Annotated in this window: 16 protein-coding genes; 2 read left to right on the plus strand and 14 right to left on the minus strand. The window is 70.5% G+C overall.

Annotated features, from left to right (window positions below; all coding sequences use genetic code 11):
- Positions 1-18 precede the first annotated feature (18 nt).
- From E0F75_RS13465 to E0F75_RS13490, 6 genes are all read right to left on the minus strand, one after another.
- Positions 19-972, minus strand: coding sequence for a YafY family protein (locus E0F75_RS13465; RefSeq protein WP_187622743.1), 954 nt, complete (start codon positions 970-972; stop codon positions 19-21).
- Positions 973-988: 16 nt separating this feature from the next.
- Positions 989-1945: a YafY family protein gene (locus tag E0F75_RS13470; RefSeq protein WP_187622744.1), complete on the minus strand. Its 957-nt coding sequence runs from the start codon at positions 1943-1945 to the stop codon at positions 989-991.
- A gap of 308 nt (positions 1946-2253) precedes the next feature.
- Positions 2254-2634 carry an FKBP-type peptidyl-prolyl cis-trans isomerase gene (locus tag E0F75_RS13475; protein WP_187622745.1) on the minus strand — a complete coding sequence of 127 codons (381 nt, stop codon included), beginning with the start codon at positions 2632-2634 and terminating at the stop codon, positions 2254-2256.
- A 43-nt stretch (positions 2635-2677) separates the two neighbouring features.
- A complete protein-coding gene (locus E0F75_RS13480) occupies positions 2678-3619 on the minus strand; it encodes an FKBP-type peptidyl-prolyl cis-trans isomerase (RefSeq protein ID WP_187622746.1) in 942 nt (313 codons plus the stop codon).
- Between the two features lie 117 nt (positions 3620-3736).
- Positions 3737-5098: a Pup--protein ligase gene (gene pafA / locus E0F75_RS13485; protein ID WP_187622747.1), complete on the minus strand. Its 1362-nt coding sequence runs from the start codon at positions 5096-5098 to the stop codon at positions 3737-3739.
- 69 nt (positions 5099-5167) lie between these two features.
- On the minus strand, positions 5168-6448 hold the full coding sequence (locus E0F75_RS13490) for an MFS transporter (protein ID WP_187622748.1): 1281 nt from the start codon (positions 6446-6448) through the stop codon (positions 5168-5170).
- Positions 6449-6593: 145 nt separating this feature from the next.
- Between E0F75_RS13490 and E0F75_RS13495 the strand changes: the two genes are divergently transcribed.
- Positions 6594-7613 (plus strand): LacI family DNA-binding transcriptional regulator, encoded by a 1020-nt coding sequence (locus tag E0F75_RS13495; protein ID WP_187622928.1) that lies wholly within the window; start codon positions 6594-6596, stop codon positions 7611-7613.
- Between the two features lie 67 nt (positions 7614-7680).
- Here E0F75_RS13495 and prcA read toward each other — a convergent pair whose 3' ends face one another.
- The 5 genes from prcA to arc form a co-directional block, all read right to left on the minus strand.
- A complete protein-coding gene (prcA, locus tag E0F75_RS13500; RefSeq protein ID WP_055598407.1) occupies positions 7681-8433 on the minus strand; it encodes a proteasome subunit alpha in 753 nt (250 codons plus the stop codon).
- Positions 8434-8479: 46 nt separating this feature from the next.
- Positions 8480-9319: a proteasome subunit beta gene (gene prcB / locus E0F75_RS13505; protein ID WP_187622749.1), complete on the minus strand. Its 840-nt coding sequence runs from the start codon at positions 9317-9319 to the stop codon at positions 8480-8482.
- Positions 9320-9479: 160 nt separating this feature from the next.
- Positions 9480-9692, minus strand: a complete 213-nt coding sequence (locus tag E0F75_RS13510) for a ubiquitin-like protein Pup (protein ID WP_187622750.1) — start codon at positions 9690-9692, stop codon at positions 9480-9482.
- Between the two features lie 159 nt (positions 9693-9851).
- Positions 9852-11363 (minus strand): depupylase/deamidase Dop, encoded by a 1512-nt coding sequence (gene dop, locus E0F75_RS13515; RefSeq protein ID WP_187622751.1) that lies wholly within the window; start codon positions 11361-11363, stop codon positions 9852-9854.
- Between the two features lie 180 nt (positions 11364-11543).
- Positions 11544-13310, minus strand: a complete 1767-nt coding sequence (gene arc / locus E0F75_RS13520; RefSeq protein ID WP_030315993.1) for a proteasome ATPase — start codon at positions 13308-13310, stop codon at positions 11544-11546.
- Between the two features lie 253 nt (positions 13311-13563).
- On the opposite strand from arc, the gene E0F75_RS13525 reads away from it, so the two are divergent.
- Positions 13564-13875 (plus strand): ferredoxin, encoded by a 312-nt coding sequence (locus E0F75_RS13525; RefSeq protein ID WP_030315991.1) that lies wholly within the window; start codon positions 13564-13566, stop codon positions 13873-13875.
- A gap of 4 nt (positions 13876-13879) precedes the next feature.
- On the opposite strand, the gene E0F75_RS13530 is transcribed toward E0F75_RS13525, so the two are convergent.
- The 3 genes from E0F75_RS13530 to E0F75_RS13540 form a co-directional block, all read right to left on the minus strand.
- Positions 13880-14500, minus strand: coding sequence for a hypothetical protein (locus E0F75_RS13530; protein ID WP_187622752.1), 621 nt, complete (start codon positions 14498-14500; stop codon positions 13880-13882).
- A 142-nt stretch (positions 14501-14642) separates the two neighbouring features.
- Positions 14643-15530, minus strand: coding sequence for a tRNA (adenine-N1)-methyltransferase (locus E0F75_RS13535; protein ID WP_015032448.1), 888 nt, complete (start codon positions 15528-15530; stop codon positions 14643-14645).
- Positions 15531-15548: 18 nt separating this feature from the next.
- Positions 15549-16682: a site-2 protease family protein gene (locus tag E0F75_RS13540; protein WP_194480813.1), complete on the minus strand. Its 1134-nt coding sequence runs from the start codon at positions 16680-16682 to the stop codon at positions 15549-15551.
- Positions 16683-16684: the final 2 nt, after the last annotated feature.

Genomic DNA, 16684 nt, shown 5'->3' on the forward strand with positions numbered 1-16684 from the left:
TCCCCCGGGCGGGGAACGTCACTCGCCCTCGTACGCGGCGAGCGCGGCGGCCGCCGCCGTCCTGGCGTTGTCGGCGAGATCCTGCGGCGCGACGATCCGCCCGTCGCTGCCCAGCCGCAGCGCGAGCCGGCGCAGCGAGGCCGGGTCCGGGGTCCGCAGGGTGATCCGCAGCCCGCCGTCGGGCAGCTCCTCGGCCCGGTCGTGCGGGTAGTACTCGGCGACCCAGCGCCCGCCGGGACCGACCTCGACGACGACCTCGGGGTCGTCGGCGGAGGGCTGGACCAGACCCGCGGAGAGGTCACGCAGCTCCAGCTCGGGCGGCGCCGCGTGCTCGTCGAGGATGCGGATCTCGGCCACGCGGTCGAGCCGGAAGGTGCGGCGCGCCTCGGAGAGCCGGCACCACGCCTCCATATAGGTGTGGCCGACGGCGAAGAGCCGGATCGGGTCGACCTCGCGCTCGGTGAGCTCGTCGCGGGCGGGCGAGTAGTAGCGCACCCAGAGCCGGCGGCGCTCGGAGATCGCCCGGTCGACCTCGGCGAAGACCCCGCCCTCGGACTCGAAGGTCACCGAGAGCCGGGAGCTGGCCCCGGCGGCCTCGCCGGCGGCGGCCTCCAGCTTGGCGGTGGCGCGGAGCAGCGCCTCGCGGTCGCTCTCCCGGAGCCCGGGGAGGGTGGCGACGGCGCGGGCGGCGACCAGGAGGGCGGTCGCCTCGTCGGCGGCGAGCCGCAGCGGCGCGGCGACGTCGTCCGGGTTGTGCCACCAGATCCGGTCGCCGTCGGTGTCGATGTCGAGGAGGTCTCCGCCGCGGAAGCTGGTGCCGCACATGGGCAGCACGTCCAGGTCGGAGATCAGCTCGTCCTCGGTGATCCCGAAGGCGCGGGCGACATCGGCGACGTGGGCGCCGGGGCGCTCACGGAGATAGGTGACGAGCGAGAGCATCCGCCTCGTCTGGTCGATCGCGTTGGCAGCCATGCGGTACGTCTTCCCCTCAGCCCTTGGCCACGGCGCGCAGCCGGTCCAGCACGTCGGCCCGCAGATCGGCCGGTTCCAGTACGACGACATCGGGGCCGAACTCGACGAGCCAGGCGTCGAGGCCGTGCCCGTACGGGATCTCCAGTTCGTCCCAGCCGTCGGCGCCCTCGGTCACGGACTGGGCGCGGGCGCGCAGCGGGTAGCCGCAGCCGGTGCGCAGCCGGATCCGGGCGGAGCGGGTGGCGGTCTCGCCGGCCCAGCTCTCCACGGTCTCGCGGACGGTGACGACGTCGGGCACGGGCGCGGTGAAGGCGCCGGCCCGGGAGCGGACCTTGCCGGTGATGCGGGAGAGCCGGAAGACGCGCTCGGCGCCGCGGTCGCGGTCCCAGCCGGCCAGGTACCAGTGGCCGCGCCAGCATTCGAGGGTCCAGGGCTCGACCTGGCGTACCTCGGGGCGGGCGGCGTTGGCCTTGCGGTAGTCGAAGGAGACGGGCCGGCGGTCGCGGCAGGCCAGCATCAGCGGTTCGAAGGCGGCCTCGTGGACGGGGATCCGCGGTTCGAGGGCGCTGGGCTGGGTGTCGTACGAGTCCTCGGCCTCCGGCATGCCGGCGGCGCGGAGCTTCTGCAGGGCGCCGCTGGCGGCCCCGGCGAGGCGGGCCTGCTGCCAGACCTTGGCGGCGAGGCCGAGTGCGGCGGCCTCCTCGGCGTCCAGGGTGATGGGCGGCAGCCGGTTGGAGTCGCGGCGGGCCAGGTAGCCGGTCTCGCCCTCCAGGTTCTCGACGGTCTCGATCACGAGGCCGAGCTCGCGGAGATCGTCCTTGTCGCGCTCGAACATGCGGTTGAAGGCGTCGTCGCCGCTCGCTTCGAGGTAGGCCTCGATGGAGCCGCGGAGCTCCCGCTTGCTCAGCGGGCGGCGTGTCCCGAGCAGGCACAGCGCGAGATTCATCAGCCGCTCGGACTTGGCAATCGCCATCGACGCCCCGCACCCCTTCGCCGGTTCCACTTCTCGGACGTCCGACCGTACCGCCCCGGGGTGTCGGGACCAAAGCCGGGACCGAAGCCCGGACCGGAACCCCGACCGAAGCCCGGACAGGAGCCCGGACGGGAAGGAGACCGGAGCCGGACCGGACCGAACCCAGACGGGAGCCGCGCCGGTCCGGGAGCCGGACCGGGAGCCGGGACGGGAGCCGGACCGGGAGCCGGGGCGGGACCACGGCCGAGGGCCCCCGCCAGGGATGGCGGGGGCCCTCGGAGCGACCGGAACCGGTCGGGGTGCGCGGGTCAGCGCTTGGTGACGCCCACGAGGTCGCAGACGAAGATCAGCGTCTCGCCCGGGGCGATCTTGCCGCCGGCACCGCGGTCGCCGTAGGCGAGGTGCGCGGGGATGACCAGCTGGCGGCGACCGCCGACCTTCATGCCCTGGACGCCCTTGTCCCAGCCCTGGATGACCTGACCGGCACCGAGGTGGAAGTCGAGCGGGGCGCCGCGGTTCCAGGAGGCGTCGAACTCCTCGCCGGAGTCGAAGGACACGCCGACGTAGTGGACCTTCACGAAGTCACCGGCTTCGGCAAGGTCGCCGTCGCCCTCCCAGATGTCCTTGATCTCCAGGTCCTTCGGCGGCTCGCCACCCGGGAAGTCGATCTCGGGCTTCTCGATGCTCACTGAACTGCTCCTCATACTGATGAACTGCGTGATCGGGACAGTCTTACATCTTCGCCAGGATGTCCACGGCGAACACCAGCGTGGAGTTCTTCGGAATGCCCTGCTGCTCCTTGTCGCCGAACGCCTCGGACGGCGGGGCGACGATGAGGACGCGGCTGCCGACCGTCTTGCCGACGAGACCGTCCTTGAGGCCCTTCAGCGTGAGCTGCGAGAGCGGGAAGTTCGCGGGCTTGCCCGAGGTGTACGTCGAGTCGAAGACCTTGCCGTCCTTCCACAGGGCGGCGACGTAGTTCACGACGACCGTGTCGGTGGCCGTCACGGCCTCGCCCTTGGCCTCGAGCACGTAGTTCGAGACGAGCTTGGTCGGCGGGTCGACCTTGGGGACCGTCAGCGTGGGGGCCTTGCCGTCGGTGTTCGTGCCGACCTTCGGCAGGTCCTTGTTGTCCTGGGCGACCGGGGTGCCGGTGGCGGACTTGGGGATCGTGATGGACTTCAGGATGTCCACGACGAAGACGAGGGTGGCGTTCGGCTTGATGCTCGGCGGCGAACCCTTCTCGCCGTAGCCGAGCTCCGGCGGGATGCCGACCTCGATGCGGCTGCCGACCTTCTGTCCTTCGAGGGCCTGCTCCCAGCCCTTGATGACCTGGCCCTCGCCCAGCGTCACGCTGAAGGGCTCGCCGCGGTCGAAGCTGTTGTCGAAGGGGGTGGTGGAGTCCCAGGCCTGACCCAGGTAGTTCACCGAGAGCGCGTCGCCCTTCTTCGTCACCGCGCCCTTGCCCTCGCTGATGACGTTGACCTTGAGTTCCTTGGGCGGGTCGCCCTCGCCCTTGGCGAGGGTCGGCTTCTCGCCGAACTTGGCCCCCGCGGTGATGGCGGGCAGCCCGTTCGTCATCGAAGCGGAATCGGAGCCCTTGTCGTCGCTGCCGCATGCCGCTGTGGAGAGCAGCAGCAGCGGGACGACGAGAAGGCCGGCAAGTCGGCGCACGTGTTCCTCAGATCTCAGACGGCACAGTAGTTGTCCCGACACTCTAGGGGACCCTCCTGTCACGTCGAGGGCCCCGCACGCCAAACGTGCGGGGCCCACATAGCCGGTGCGACCGGCCTACATTCCGGCGATCAGCTTTTCGACGCGGTCGTCGACGGAGCGGAACGGGTCCTTGCACAACACCGTGCGCTGTGCCTGGTCGTTCAGCTTGAGGTGGACCCAGTCGACGGTGAAGTCCCGTCGCTGCTCCTGGGCGCGGCGGATGAAGTCGCCGCGGAGCCGGGCCCGAGTGGTCTGCGGGGGCACCGACTTGCCCTCGAAGATCTTCATGTCGTTGCAGATCCGGGCCGCCTGACCGTTCTTCTGCAGCAGGTAGTACAGCCCACGACGGCGGTGGATGTCGTGGTAGGCGAGGTCTATCTGCGCGACCCTCGGGTTCGACATGGTCATGTTGTGCTTGGCCCGGTAGCGCTCGATGAGCCGGTGCTTCATGACCCAGTCGATCTCGGTCTCGATCCTGTCCAGCCGCTCGCTCTCGATCGCGTCGAGCGTGCGGCCCCACAGCTCCAGGACCTGGGCGACGGTGCCGCTCCGGATCCCGCGGCGGTCGACGAAGTCGACGGCCTTCTCGTAGTACTCGCGCTGGACCTCCAGGGCGGAGGCCTCGCGGCCGCTGGCGAGCCGGACCTTGCGCTGCCCGGTGATGTCGTGGCTGACCTCGCGGATGGCCCGGATCGGGTTCTCCAGGGTCAGGTCGCGCATCACCGTGCCGGCCTCGATCATGCGGAGCACCAGGTCGGTGGCGCCGACCTTGAGCAGCATGGTCGTCTCGGACATGTTCGAGTCGCCGACGATGACGTGCAGCCGGCGGTAGCGCTCGGCGTCCGCGTGCGGCTCGTCACGGGTGTTGATGATGGGGCGTGAGCGGGTGGTCGCGGAGCTGACGCCCTCCCAGATGTGCTCGGCGCGCTGGGAGACGCAGAACACCGCTCCGCGCGGGGTCTGGAGGACCTTTCCCGCGCCGCAGATGAGCTGCCGGGTGACCAGGAACGGAATGAGGATGTCCGCGAGCCGGGAGAACTCTCCGTGGCGGGCGACGAGATAGTTCTCGTGGCAGCCGTAGGAGTTTCCGGCCGAGTCGGTGTTGTTCTTGAAGAGGTAGACGTCGCCCGCGATTCCCTCCTCGTGCAGGCGGCGTTCGGCGTCGACGAGCAGGCCCTCGAGAATGCGCTCACCGGCCTTGTCGTGGGTGACCAGTTCGGTCACGTTGTCGCATTCCGGTGTGGCGTATTCCGGATGCGATCCCACGTCCAGGTACAGGCGGGCGCCGTTCCGCAGGAAGACATTGCTGCTGCGGCCCCATGACACGACACGGCGGAAGAGGTAGCGCGCCACTTCGTCAGGAGACAGTCGGCGCTGTCCCCTGAACGTGCACGTGACGCCGTACTCGTTCTCCAGCCCGAAAATGCGGCGGTCCATGTCTGAACATTACGCCTGACGGCCTGTGCTGAAACCGGGTTGGACGTTCCCGTTTCGATCATTTTCCGATCAGTGCGTGTTCTTTTCCGTGTGTACGGAGGTGGGGGCGCCCGCACCGACGGCGTGTCGCGGCTCGGCCCCGGGGGTTTCGGGGGCCGCGGGCACATGGAGGACACGGCCGGTGGCGAGCAGGACGAGGAGGGCGACCAGGCCGCCCGCCCCGGCGACGGCGAATCCGGCGACCGTCCCGGCGAGTTCGACGGCGGGGCCCGCCACGGCGGACCCGAGGGCCGAACCGACGCCGAAGGTGGTGACGAGCCAGGAGAAGGCCTCGGTGACCGTGCCGCGCGGCGCGTGCCGGTCCACGACGATGAACGCGCAGGCGAGGACGGGTGCCAGGAAGACGCCCGCGAGGGCCGCGAGGGCGCTCATGGCGACGGGGCCGGGGGTGAGCACCAGCGGCAGGTAGCAGACGGCGAGGAACAGCACGAGGACGCGGAGTCGCCGTTCGGGGGCTCCGGACCACTGCCGGGCGCCGTAGGTGACACCGCCGATGAGCGCGCCGAGGCCGAGAGCGGCCATCAGCCAGCCGTAGACGGACGGGGTGCCGCGGTCGTCGGCGTACGCGACGGCGGCGACGGTGATGGAGCCGAGCGCGAGGCCGACGAAGAAGAACGACCCGAGGAGGGCGAGCAGGCCCGGGGAGCGCAGGGCGCCCAGCCAGTGGGCCTCCCGGGGCGCGGACCGCCAGGTGCGGGAGGGCTCGGAGAGGACGACGGCGAGGGCGCCGAGGACGCCGAGGAGGTTGATGACCAGGAGGGCGGCGGCGGGCGACCAGAGGGAGACCAGGAGGGTCAGCAGCAGCGGGCCGACGGTGAACATGACCTCCTGCGCGACCGCGTCCATGGCGTACGCCCGGTGGACCCGGTCCTCCCGGCCGAGGACGCTCGGCCACAGGGCCCGCAGCCCGCCCTCCAGGGGCGGTGTGAACAGTCCGGCGACGACGACGGCCACGTAGGCGAGGCCGAGGTGGCCGATGCCGGTGAGGGCGAGCAGGGCCATGCCGAGGGCGGAGAGGACCGCGGCGGGCAGCTGGACGCGGGGCTGGCCCTTGAGGTCGACGGCGCGGCCGAGGAGGGGCTGGCCGACGGCGGTGGCGACGCCGTAGGCGGCGATGAGGCCGCCGGCCAGGGTGTAGCTGCCGCCCTGGTCGCGGACGAAGAGGGTGAGGGCGATGGGGCCGACGCCGTTGGGCAGGCGTCCCACGAGGGTGCCGGCGAGCAGCCGGGCCGCGTGCGGCGCCCGGAGTATGTCGAGATAGCCGCCTCGTGCCGGGGCCTCGGTGGCCATGTGGTCTCCCCTCGCCTCGGACCGCGCCGAGGTTTTACGTATAACTTCCGTGGTCATACGTACCATGTCGGCAATGCGCGGGTCCACCCCGCGCCCGGGCCGCGGCCGCCCCCGCGCGCCCGGACCGTCCGACGCGGAGGCTTGTGTGCAGACCCCGGAGCCGCTCGGCGGCACCCGCCCCACCAGCCGGGACGTCGCCCGGACCGCGGGCGTGTCCCAGGCCACCGTCTCCCTCGTCCTCGGTGACAAGTGGCGCGGCCGTGTGTCGGAACGCACCGCCGAGGCGGTGCGCGGGGCCGCCCGGGAGCTCGGCTACCGGCCCAACCTGGCCGCCCGCAACCTGCGCCTCGGCCGCACCCGCACCGCCATGCTCGTCGTCCCGGCCCTCACCAACGAGTTCTTCGCGCACGTCTACACGGGAGCGGCAGCCGCGGCGGCCCGGCACGGCTTCGGCGTGGTCCTCTACCCCTCCCCCGACGGTCTGGGCCCCGCACGGGACCCGTTCGCCTCGGCGCAGGCCGCCCTCGACGGGGTGATCGCCTCCTCCATGGCGACCGGCGCCCTGGAGGCCTTCCGGGGCACCGACCTCCCGCTCGTCATGCTCGACAGCGACCCGGCCGACCCCGGGGCGGCCGCCCATGTGAACCTCGACGTCGCCGATGGGATGCGCCGGGTGACCGACCACCTGCTCGGCCTCGGCCACCGCCGCTTCCTGCACCTGGCCTCCGCGGCTCCGTCCTGGACCTTCGACGTGCGGGCCGCCACCCTCGCCCACGCCCTGCGCGGCACGGAGGTGCGCACCGTGCGGTCGCCGCTGAACGTCGCGGACGCGTGGGAGGTCGCGGGCCGGGCCCTCGCCGCCCCCGGGCCCCGGCCCACGGCGGTGGTCTGCGACGACGACATCCTCGCGGCCGGCGTCTGCAAGGCCGCGCGCCGACTCGGGCTGCGGGTCCCCGAGGACCTGTCGGTGACCGGATTCGACGACATGGCCCTGGCGACGGTGGTCGATCCGGAACTCACCACCGTGCGGCTGCCCGCCGAGGAGTTCGGCCGGCGGGGCATGGAGGCGCTCCTCGCCGTCCTCGCGGGCGAACGGCCCCGGCCGGACACCCTTCCCGTCTCCCTGGTCCCCCGGGGCTCCTCGGGGCCCGCACCGGCCGCCTGAGGGCGGACACGCCGAAGGGGCCCCGGTCCGCGCACACGCGGACCGGGGCCCCTCCGGGCCGTGCCGACTACTCCTCGGGAGCCTCGTCCGAGGGCTCGTCCGTCTTCGCCACCGCCGCGTTGTCGGCCTCCAGGAGGCGCGACAGCTGACGGCCGACGATCCGCTTGAACTTGCGCTGCTGCGGCCGCGTGCGGTCCAGGACCGCCACCTCCAGGCGCTCCGCGGGGATCTCCCGCTCGCTGCCGTTGGTGTCCCGCGAGAGCGCCTGTACGGCCAGCCTCAGGGCCTCGGCCAGGGACATGCCGTCCCGGTGCCGCTGGTCCAGGAAGGAGCCGATCTGCTCGGCGTTCCCGCCGACCGCGACCGAGCCGTGCTCGTCCACGATCGAGCCGTCGTGCGGCAGCCGGTAGATCTGGTCGCCCGACGGCTCGGTGCCGACCTCGGCGACGACCAGCTCCACCTCGTACGGCTTCTCCCCCGCGCTGGAGAAGATCGTGCCCAGCGTCTGGGCGTAGACGTTGGCCAGGCCGCGCGCGGTGACGTCGTCCCGGTCGTAGGTGTAGCCCCGCAGGTCGGCGTAACGGACGCCGCCGATGCGGAGGTTCTCGTACTCGTTGTACTTGCCGGCGGCCGCGAAGCCGATCCGGTCGTAGATCTCGCTGAACTTGTGCAGCGCGCGGGACGGGTTCTCACCGACGAAGACGATCCCGTCGGTGTACTGGAGAACGACAAGGCTGCGGCCTCGGGCGATGCCCTTGCGGGCGTACTCCGCCCGGTCGGCCATGGCCTGCTGGGGTGAGACGTAGAACGGAGTGGACACCGGCGGTCCGTCCCTTTCTTCTGGGCTTCAGTCGGGCGACGAGTGGTCAGAGCAGGGCGGCGCGGGGCCCGTCGGGCTCCTCGAGACGCCGCTCGGTGACCGACCGGGCCAGCGCGGAGGACTCGTCCTCCGTGAGCCTGCGGTAGCCCTCGTCCGTGATGACCGTGACGATCGGGAAGATCCGGCGTGCCATGTCCGGGCCGCCGGTCGCCGAGTCGTCGTCCGCCGCGTCGTAGAGCGCCTGCACGACCAGCGTGGTGGCCTCCTGCTCGCTCAGGTCGGCGCGGTAGAGCTTCTTCATCGAGCCACGCGCGAAGATCGAGCCGGAGCCGGTGGCGGCGTACCCGTGCTCCTCGGAGCGGCCGCCGGTCACGTCGTAGGAGAAGATCCGGCCCTTCTCCTTGCCCTCGTCCCAGCCCGCGAAGAGCGGCACGACGGCGAGCCCCTGCATGGCCATGCCGAGGTTGCCCCGGATCATGGTGGAGAGGCGGTTCGCCTTGCCCTCCAGGGAGAGCGTGACGCCCTCCACCTTCTCGAAGTGCTCCAGCTCCAGCTGGAACAGCTTGACCATCTCCACGGCGAGGCCGGCGGTGCCGGCGATGCCGACGGCGGAGTACTCGTCGGCAGGGAAGACCTTCTCGATGTCCCGCTGCGCGATCATGTTGCCCATGGTGGCCCGCCGGTCACCGGCGAGCACGACCCCGCCGGGGAACGTGGCCGCCACGATGGTCGTCCCGTGCGGGGCCTGGACGACCCCCTCGGGCAGCTTCCGCCCGCCCGGCAGCATCTCCGGCGAGTGGTCCGCCAGGAAGTCGATGAACGAGGACGAGCCCGGCGTCAGGAAGGCCGCCGGCAGACGCCCGGTGCTACGAGGGTTGGCTTCCACGCGATTCCTTCCGGGTGGGAGAGTCGGCCCGCCGTGGGAAGCGCCGGCCGATCTTGCTTGCTGTGCACGGACCTTACCCGTGCCACCGCTTGTCATCCGTCCCCGGGCCCGCGGCTTTCGCCGGGGCTCCGGGGACGGGGACGACAGACGCGACGAGCGGCTACTCGCCGCCCTTTTGCACAAACGACCGGACGAAGTCCTCGGCGTTCTCCTCGAGTACGTCGTCGATCTCGTCCAGGACGGAGTCCACGTCGTCGCTCAGCTTCTCCTGGCGCTCCTGGAGGTCGGAGTTCGCCTCCGTGGTGGTCTCCTCGACCTCCTCCGTGGAACGCGTCGCCTTCTGCTGTCCGCCGCCGGTGTCCTTGGTCGCCATATCCCTCACCCCGCTCGAATCGGCCCGCTCGGTTGAGTCCGTACAAGATCAGACCCTATAGGGCGGGTCCGACTTCGGCCCCGCAGTTTCGACAACGCCCGGGCACTGTTTCCATGATTCCCAGTGCCGGGGTATTTCAGGCCCCGGTGGGGCCTCGGATCAGCCGCCGGACAGGACCCGCACCAGTTCCTCGGCGGTCCTGCAGCGGTCCAGGAGCGACTTCACGTGGGCCTTGGTGCCCCGCAGCGGCTCCAGGGTGGGAACGCGCTGGAGGGAGTCACGGCCGGGCAGGTCGAAGATCACCGAGTCCCAGGAGGCCGCCGCGACGTCGTCGGCGTACTGCTCCAGGCACCGGCCCCGGAAATAGGCCCGGGTGTCCTCGGGAGGCGCCGTCTCGGCCCGCTCCACCTCGGCCTCGTCCAGGAGCCGCTTCATGCGCCCGCGGGCCACCAGACGGTTGTAGAGGCCCTTCTCGGGGCGTACGTCCGCGTACTGGAGGTCCACCAGGTGCAGCCGGGCGGCGTCCCAGTCCAGGTTGTCCCGGCGCCGGTAGCCCTCCATGAGCTCCCGCTTGGCGATCCAGTCGAGCTCGCCGGCCAGGCTCATGGGGTCGTTCTCGAGCCGGTTGAGCGTGTCCTCCCAGCGGATCAGGACGTCCTTGGTCTGCTCGTCGGCGTCCGCCCCGTACCGCTCCTCCACGTACTTCCTGGCCAGCTCGAAGTACTCCATCTGGAGCTGCACCGCGGTGAGTGTCCGGCCGCTGCGCAGCGTGACCAGGTACTGGAGGGTCGGGTCGTGCGAGACCTGGTGGAGGGTCCGTACCGGCTGGTCGACGGCGAGGTCCACGGTGATGAACCCGTCCTCGATCATCGAGAGGACCAGGGCGGTGGTGCCCAGCTTGAGGTAGGTCGAGATCTCCGAGAGGTTCGCGTCGCCGATGATCACGTGCAGGCGGCGGTACCTCTCGGCGTCGGCGTGCGGCTCGTCCCGGGTGTTGATGATGGGCCGCTTGAGGGTGGTCTCCAGGCCGACCTCGACCTCGAAGTAGTCGGCGCGCTGGCTGATCTGGAAGCCGTTCTTCCGGCCGTCCTGGCCGATGCCGACCCGTCCCGCGCCGGTCACGACCTGGCGGGAGACGAAGAAGGGGGTGAGGTGGCGCACGATGTCCGAGAAGGGGGTCTCCCGCTTCATCAGGTAGTTCTCGTGCGTGCCGTAGGAGGCGCCCTTGTTGTCGGTGTTGTTCTTGTAGAGGTGGATCGGCTGGGCCCCGGGGAGCTGCGCGGCCCGCTCGGCGGCCTCCGCCATGATCCGCTCGCCGGCCTTGTCCCAGCGGACGGCGTCGAGCGGGTTGGTGACCTCGGGCGAGCTGTACTCGGGGTGGGCGTGGTCCACGTAGAGGCGGGCCCCGTTGGTGAGGATCACGTTGGCCAGGCCGATGTCCTCGTCGGTGAGCTGGCTGGAGTCGGCGGCCTCGCGGGCGAGGTCGAAGCCGCGGGCGTCCCGCAGCGGGTTCTCCTCCTCGAAGTCCCAGCGGGCGCGGCGCGCCCGGTGCATCGCCGCCGCGTAGGCGTTGACGATCTGGGACGAGGTGAGCATGGCATTGGCGTTCGGGTGTCCCGGGACGGAGATCCCGTACTCCGTCTCGATGCCCATTACTCGCCGTACGGTCATGCGGCCCTCCTTGCCCGGCGGCGCTCACTGTGCGCGACTCGGCGGTACCGATGAGCCTAGAGCGGCTCCGCGCTGGTGGGGAGATCAGTTGCGTATTTCCCTGTGATGCCGGGGGAAATGCTGGATGGAATGCGTCGGCTGCGGATGCCCGGTTTCCGGACATCCGCAGCCGGGGGCGTTTTACAGGTACTGACCGGTATTGGCCACCGTGTCGATGGAGCGCCCGGTGTCCGCGCCCTGCTTTCCGGTGACGAGGGTGCGGATGAACACGATCCGCTCGCCCTTCTTTCCGGAGATCCGGGCCCAGTCGTCGGGGTTGGTGGTGTTGGGCAGGTCCTCGTTCTCCTTGAACTCGTCCACGCACGCCTGGAGGAGGTGGGAGACCCGGATGCCCTTCTGGTTGTGGTCGAGGAAGGCCTTGATGGCCATCTTCTTGGCCCGGTCGACGATGTTCTGGATCATCGCGCCGGAGTTGAAGTCCTTGAAGTAGAGGACTTCCTTGTCGCCGTTGGCGTACGTGACTTCGAGGAAGCGGTTCTCCTCGGATTCGGCGTACATCTGCTCGACGACGGACTGGATCATTCCGTGGGCGGCCGCCGCCTTGGAGCCGCTGTGCTCGGAGATGTCGTCCGAGTGGAGCGGCAGGGTGGCGGTGAGGTACTTCGCGAAGATGTCCTTCGCGGCCTCGGCGTCCGGACGCTCGATCTTGATCTTGACGTCGAGCCGGCCGGGTCGCAGGATCGCGGGGTCGATCATGTCCTCGCGGTTGGAGGCACCGATGACGATGACGTTCTCCAGGCCCTCCACACCGTCGATCTCGGCGAGCAGCTGGGGGACGATGGTGTTCTCCACGTCCGAGCTGACACCGGATCCGCGGGTGCGGAAGAGGGATTCCATCTCGTCGAAGAAGACGATGACGGGGGTGCCCTCGCTCGCCTTCTCCCGGGCACGCTGGAAGACGAGGCGGATGTGCCGCTCGGTCTCACCGACGTACTTGTTGAGGAGTTCGGGGCCCTTGATGTTGAGGAAGTAGGACTTCCCCGCGGGCTGGCCGGTCACCTCGGCGACCTTCTTGGCCAGGGAGTTGGCCACGGCCTTCGCGATCAGCGTCTTGCCGCAGCCGGGCGGGCCGTAGAGCAGGATGCCCTTGGGCGGCCGCAGTTCGTGCTCCTTGAAGAGGTCCGGGTAGAGGTAGGGGAGCTCGACCGCGTCCCTGATCAGCTCGATCTGGTTGCCCAGGCCGCCGATCTTGGTGTAGTCGACGTCCGGGACCTCTTCCAGAACGAGCTCTTCGACCTCGCTCTTGGGGACCACTTCGTACACGTAGCCGGACCTGGAGTCGAGCAGCAGGGCGTCGCCGGGGCGGATGGTGACGTCCAGCAGAGGCTCGGCGAGCCTCACCACCCGTTCCTCGTCGGTGTGCCCGACCACCAGGGCGCGCTCGCCGTCCTCGAGGATCTCCTTGAGGGTGACGATGTCCCCGGCGCGCTCGAACTCCATGGCCTCGACCACGTTGAGCGCTTCGTTGAGCATGACTTCCTGGCCGCGCTTGAGCTCTTCGAGCTCGATGCTCGGGCTGACGTTCACCCGGAGCTTGCGGCCCCCGGTGAAGATGTCGCACGTGCCGTCCTCGTTGGCCTGCAGGAAGACACCGAAGCCGGCCGGCGGCTGCGCGAGCCGGTCGACTTCCTCCTTGAGGGCCACGATCTGGTCACGGGCCTCACGGAGCGTGTTCGCCAGTCGTTCGTTCTGCGCGGACACGCCGGCCAGGCTGGTCTGCAGCTCGACGATCCGCTCTTCGAGAATCCTCGTGTGTCGCGGAGAGTCGGCGAGCTTGCGGCGCAGGACGGCGATTTCCTGCTCGAGATAGGCAACCTGGCCGGCGGGGTCTTCAGACCCCCGCCCCGGCCGGATGCCGCGGTTGATGTCGTCGTCGTGGGCTGCCACGGTCCTCACCTCCTCCAAGGGGAGCTGGACGCTTCCTGACCCTACCTGCGTGGGTGGTGATTGAAACCCCTAGATCAAAAAGACTCTGAGGTGTGTCCGATCTTCACCCTTGCGCTTCCCCTGTCGACAGGGGAATACCCACCCTTCGCTGCTTGAAAGCGGGCGGTTGTATCGTCGTCATGGGTCAACACCCGTCAGAGGTGGCCCGACTTACCCGCGAGAAGCGACACGAGAAGCAGAAACGGCAGGAGATATGACCGTGCAGCACGAGGCTCCGTCCACGGGCGCCGCAGAGGCGCTGGAGGTCTGGATCGACCAGGACCTGTGTACCGGGGACGGGATCTGCGCGCAGTACGCTCCCGAGGTCTTCGAGCTGGACATCGACGGGCTCGCTTATGTGAAGAGCGCCGACGACGAACTCCTCCAGGACACCGGTGCCACGACGCCGGTCCCGCTGACGCTGCTCCAGGACGTGGTGGACTCGGCGAAGGAGTGCCCGGGCGACTGCATCCATGTGCGCCGGGTCACGGACAAGGTCGAGGTGTACGGCCCCGACGCGGAGTGACGGGTCAGGCGCCGCGCGCTTCGGCCTGTCCGGTGCGCACGAAGGCGCCGCCCTTCCAGTGCCAGCTGACCTGCTCCTTCTCGTCGGGGCAGCAGCTGGGGACGTCGGGGGACGAGTAGCCGAGCAGGGTGGCGTGCACCGCTCCGTCGCGTACGGAGAAGTCGGTGACGCTCTTGAGGAGCTCGGGAGCGACGAGGGTGGCCACCACGCGCGCGGGTGTTCCGGCCTGCTTGCCCCGGGTGAGGACGTAGACGCCGCTCGGCGGCGTGCCGGAGCCCGCTTCGCAGTGCACGACCGCAACGGTCTCGGGGTTCCCGTCCCCGTCGAGGTCTCCGGAGGCCCGCTTGGCGACCTTGTGGGGCGCTCCCCCGCAGTCCAGGGGGTAGGCGACGCCGGCGGCCTCGGGAGCCGGTGCGGGGCTCGGTGCCGTGGCCGGGGTCGCGGTGGCTCCGGCGGGGCCGGGCTGGAGCAGGCCCGCGAGGGCGACGACCGCGGCGGTCGCGGTGGCGGTGGCGAGCCAGTGGGCCGGCCGGGCGTGGGTGTGTGCGAGGTCCGCGAGGTCCGGGGCGGCGGAGGGCTGCACGCGAGACGTCTCCTGTGGGGGTGGTGCGGCGGTTTCCGGCATCGTGCCACACGTCACAGGGGGACGGAACCGTCGGGGTCGGCCTCGTGGGAGGCCGGGTGCCCGCCGAACATGAGGACGCCGCCGTCGAGTTCCCTGCCGTGGGCGGGGAACTCGGCGGCGGCGCGCCGTGGGTGTCGGGACGTCAGCCCTTGTTGGGGCCTTCGTAGTCCTCGCCGTAGGCGCCCTTGGCGGGGCGGCGGCGGCGCATCGGGGGTTCGACGCCGTCCGCGAGGCGGCGGGCGGTGACGAGGAAGCCGGTGTGGCCGATCATGCGGTGATCGGGGCGGACGGCGAGGCCCTCGACGTGCCAGTTGCGGATCATGGATTCCCAGGGCTGCGGCTCGGCGTAGCAGCCGAACTCGCGGATGGATTCCACGGTGCGGGCGAGCTGGGTGGTGGTCGCCACGTAGCAGCAGAGGATGCCGCCGGGGACGAGCGCCTTGGAGACGGCCTCCAGACACTCCCAGGGGGCGAGCATGTCCAGGATGACGCGGTCGACGTCCGTGTCGGACAGGTTGTCCTGGAGGTCGCCGACGGTCAGCTGCCACGCGGGGTGGGGGCCGCCGAAGTAGCGTTCGACGTTGCCCTTCGCGATCTCGGCGAAGTCCTCGCGGCGCTCGTAGGAGTGCAGCATGCCGCTGTCTCCGATGGCGCGCAGGAGGAAGCTGCTCAGCGAGCCCGAGCCCACTCCCGCTTCCACGACGCGGGCGCCGGGGAAGATGTCGGCGAAGGCCAGGATCTGCCCCGCGTCCTTGGGGTAGACCACGGCGGCGCCGCGGGGCATGGACAGGACGTAGTCGGGGAGCAGGGGGCGCAGCGCGAGGTAGGCGACGTTTCCGGTGGTGCGGACAACGCTGCCCTCGGGGGCACCGATCAGTTCGTCGTGCGGGAAAGAACCCTTGTGGGTGTGGAAGTTCTTTCCCTCTTCGAGCGTGAACGTGTAGTGACGGCCCTTGGGGTCGGTCAGCTGAACCTGGTCCCCGACCTTGAAGGGCCCGCGTCGGCGGGCGGCACCGGTCGGTTCGGACATGTGACCAGAGTACAAGGACTACGAGGAGGGTCGTGCCATGGCCTGGACGAAGGCGCGCTCGACGTCGGTGGTGGAGAGGACTCCGTAGATCTCGCCGGTGTCCTCGACGACGAGGTACTCGGTGGCCGGGCTGGCGCGGAGGTGGTCGAGGAGGGGCTGGCCGGTGAGTTCGGCGGGGACGCGCATGCCGTCGGTGAGGTCCTGGGCGAGGGTGCTGACGGCGACCCAGGGGCGGCGGTGTTCGGGGACGGCGGCGATGGCGGCCTCGCGGACGATGCCGGTGGGGTCGCCGTGGCCGTCGACGACGACGAGGGCGCGGGCGCCCGCCTCGTTGGCGCGGCGGAGTGCCTCGGAGAGGGGGGTGACGGGCTCGACGGGGATGGCGCGGCGGGTGAGGCTGCGGGCGCGGAGCTCGGGGAGGTGTTCGCGGAGGCGGGCCATGCGGAGGCTGTTGCCGGCGCCGGTCCAGATGATGGCGGCGAGGATCGCGGCGAGCAGGGCGTCGGTGACGGTGTTGAGGCCGCTGATGTCGTCGGTGGAGTTGCCGAGGAAGCCGGTGCGGGTGAGCAGGGGCAGTCCGACGAGGACGAGGACGGCGAGGGCGCGGCCGACCCAGGCGGCGGCGATGGTGCCGCTCATGGGCTTGCCGGTGATCTTCCAGACGACGGCGCGGAGCATGCGGCCGCCGTCGAGGGGGAGCCCGGGGAGCAGGTTGAAGATCGCGACGATGAGGTTGGAGATCATCAGGCCGGCGAGGAGGACGCCGGGGACGGTGCCGGGTTCGACGGCGTACATCGAGAGATAGAACACGCCGGCGAGGACGAGGGAGAGGAGGGGGCCGACGAAGGCGAGGACGAATTCGCGGCCGGGGGTCTCGGTCTCCTTCTCGATCTCGGAGACGCCGCCGAAGAACTGGAGCTGGATGCGGCGCACCGGGAGTTTGAAGCGGAGCGCGGCGATGGTGTGGGCCAGTTCGTGGACGAGTACGGAGGCGTAGAAGGCAACGGCGAAGAAGAGGGAGACGAGGTAGCGGGCGGCGCCGAGTTCGGGCAGGACGCGCTCGATCTGGTCGCCGAAGACCCAGGTGATGAGGGCGGCGACGAGGAACCAGCTGGGGGCGACGTAGACGGGCACGCCGAAGGGGCGGCCCATGA

This window comes from Streptomyces sp. CB02980 (assembly GCF_014451325.2).
In the GTDB taxonomy this organism is placed as follows: Bacteria; Actinomycetota; Actinomycetes; order Streptomycetales; family Streptomycetaceae; genus Streptomyces.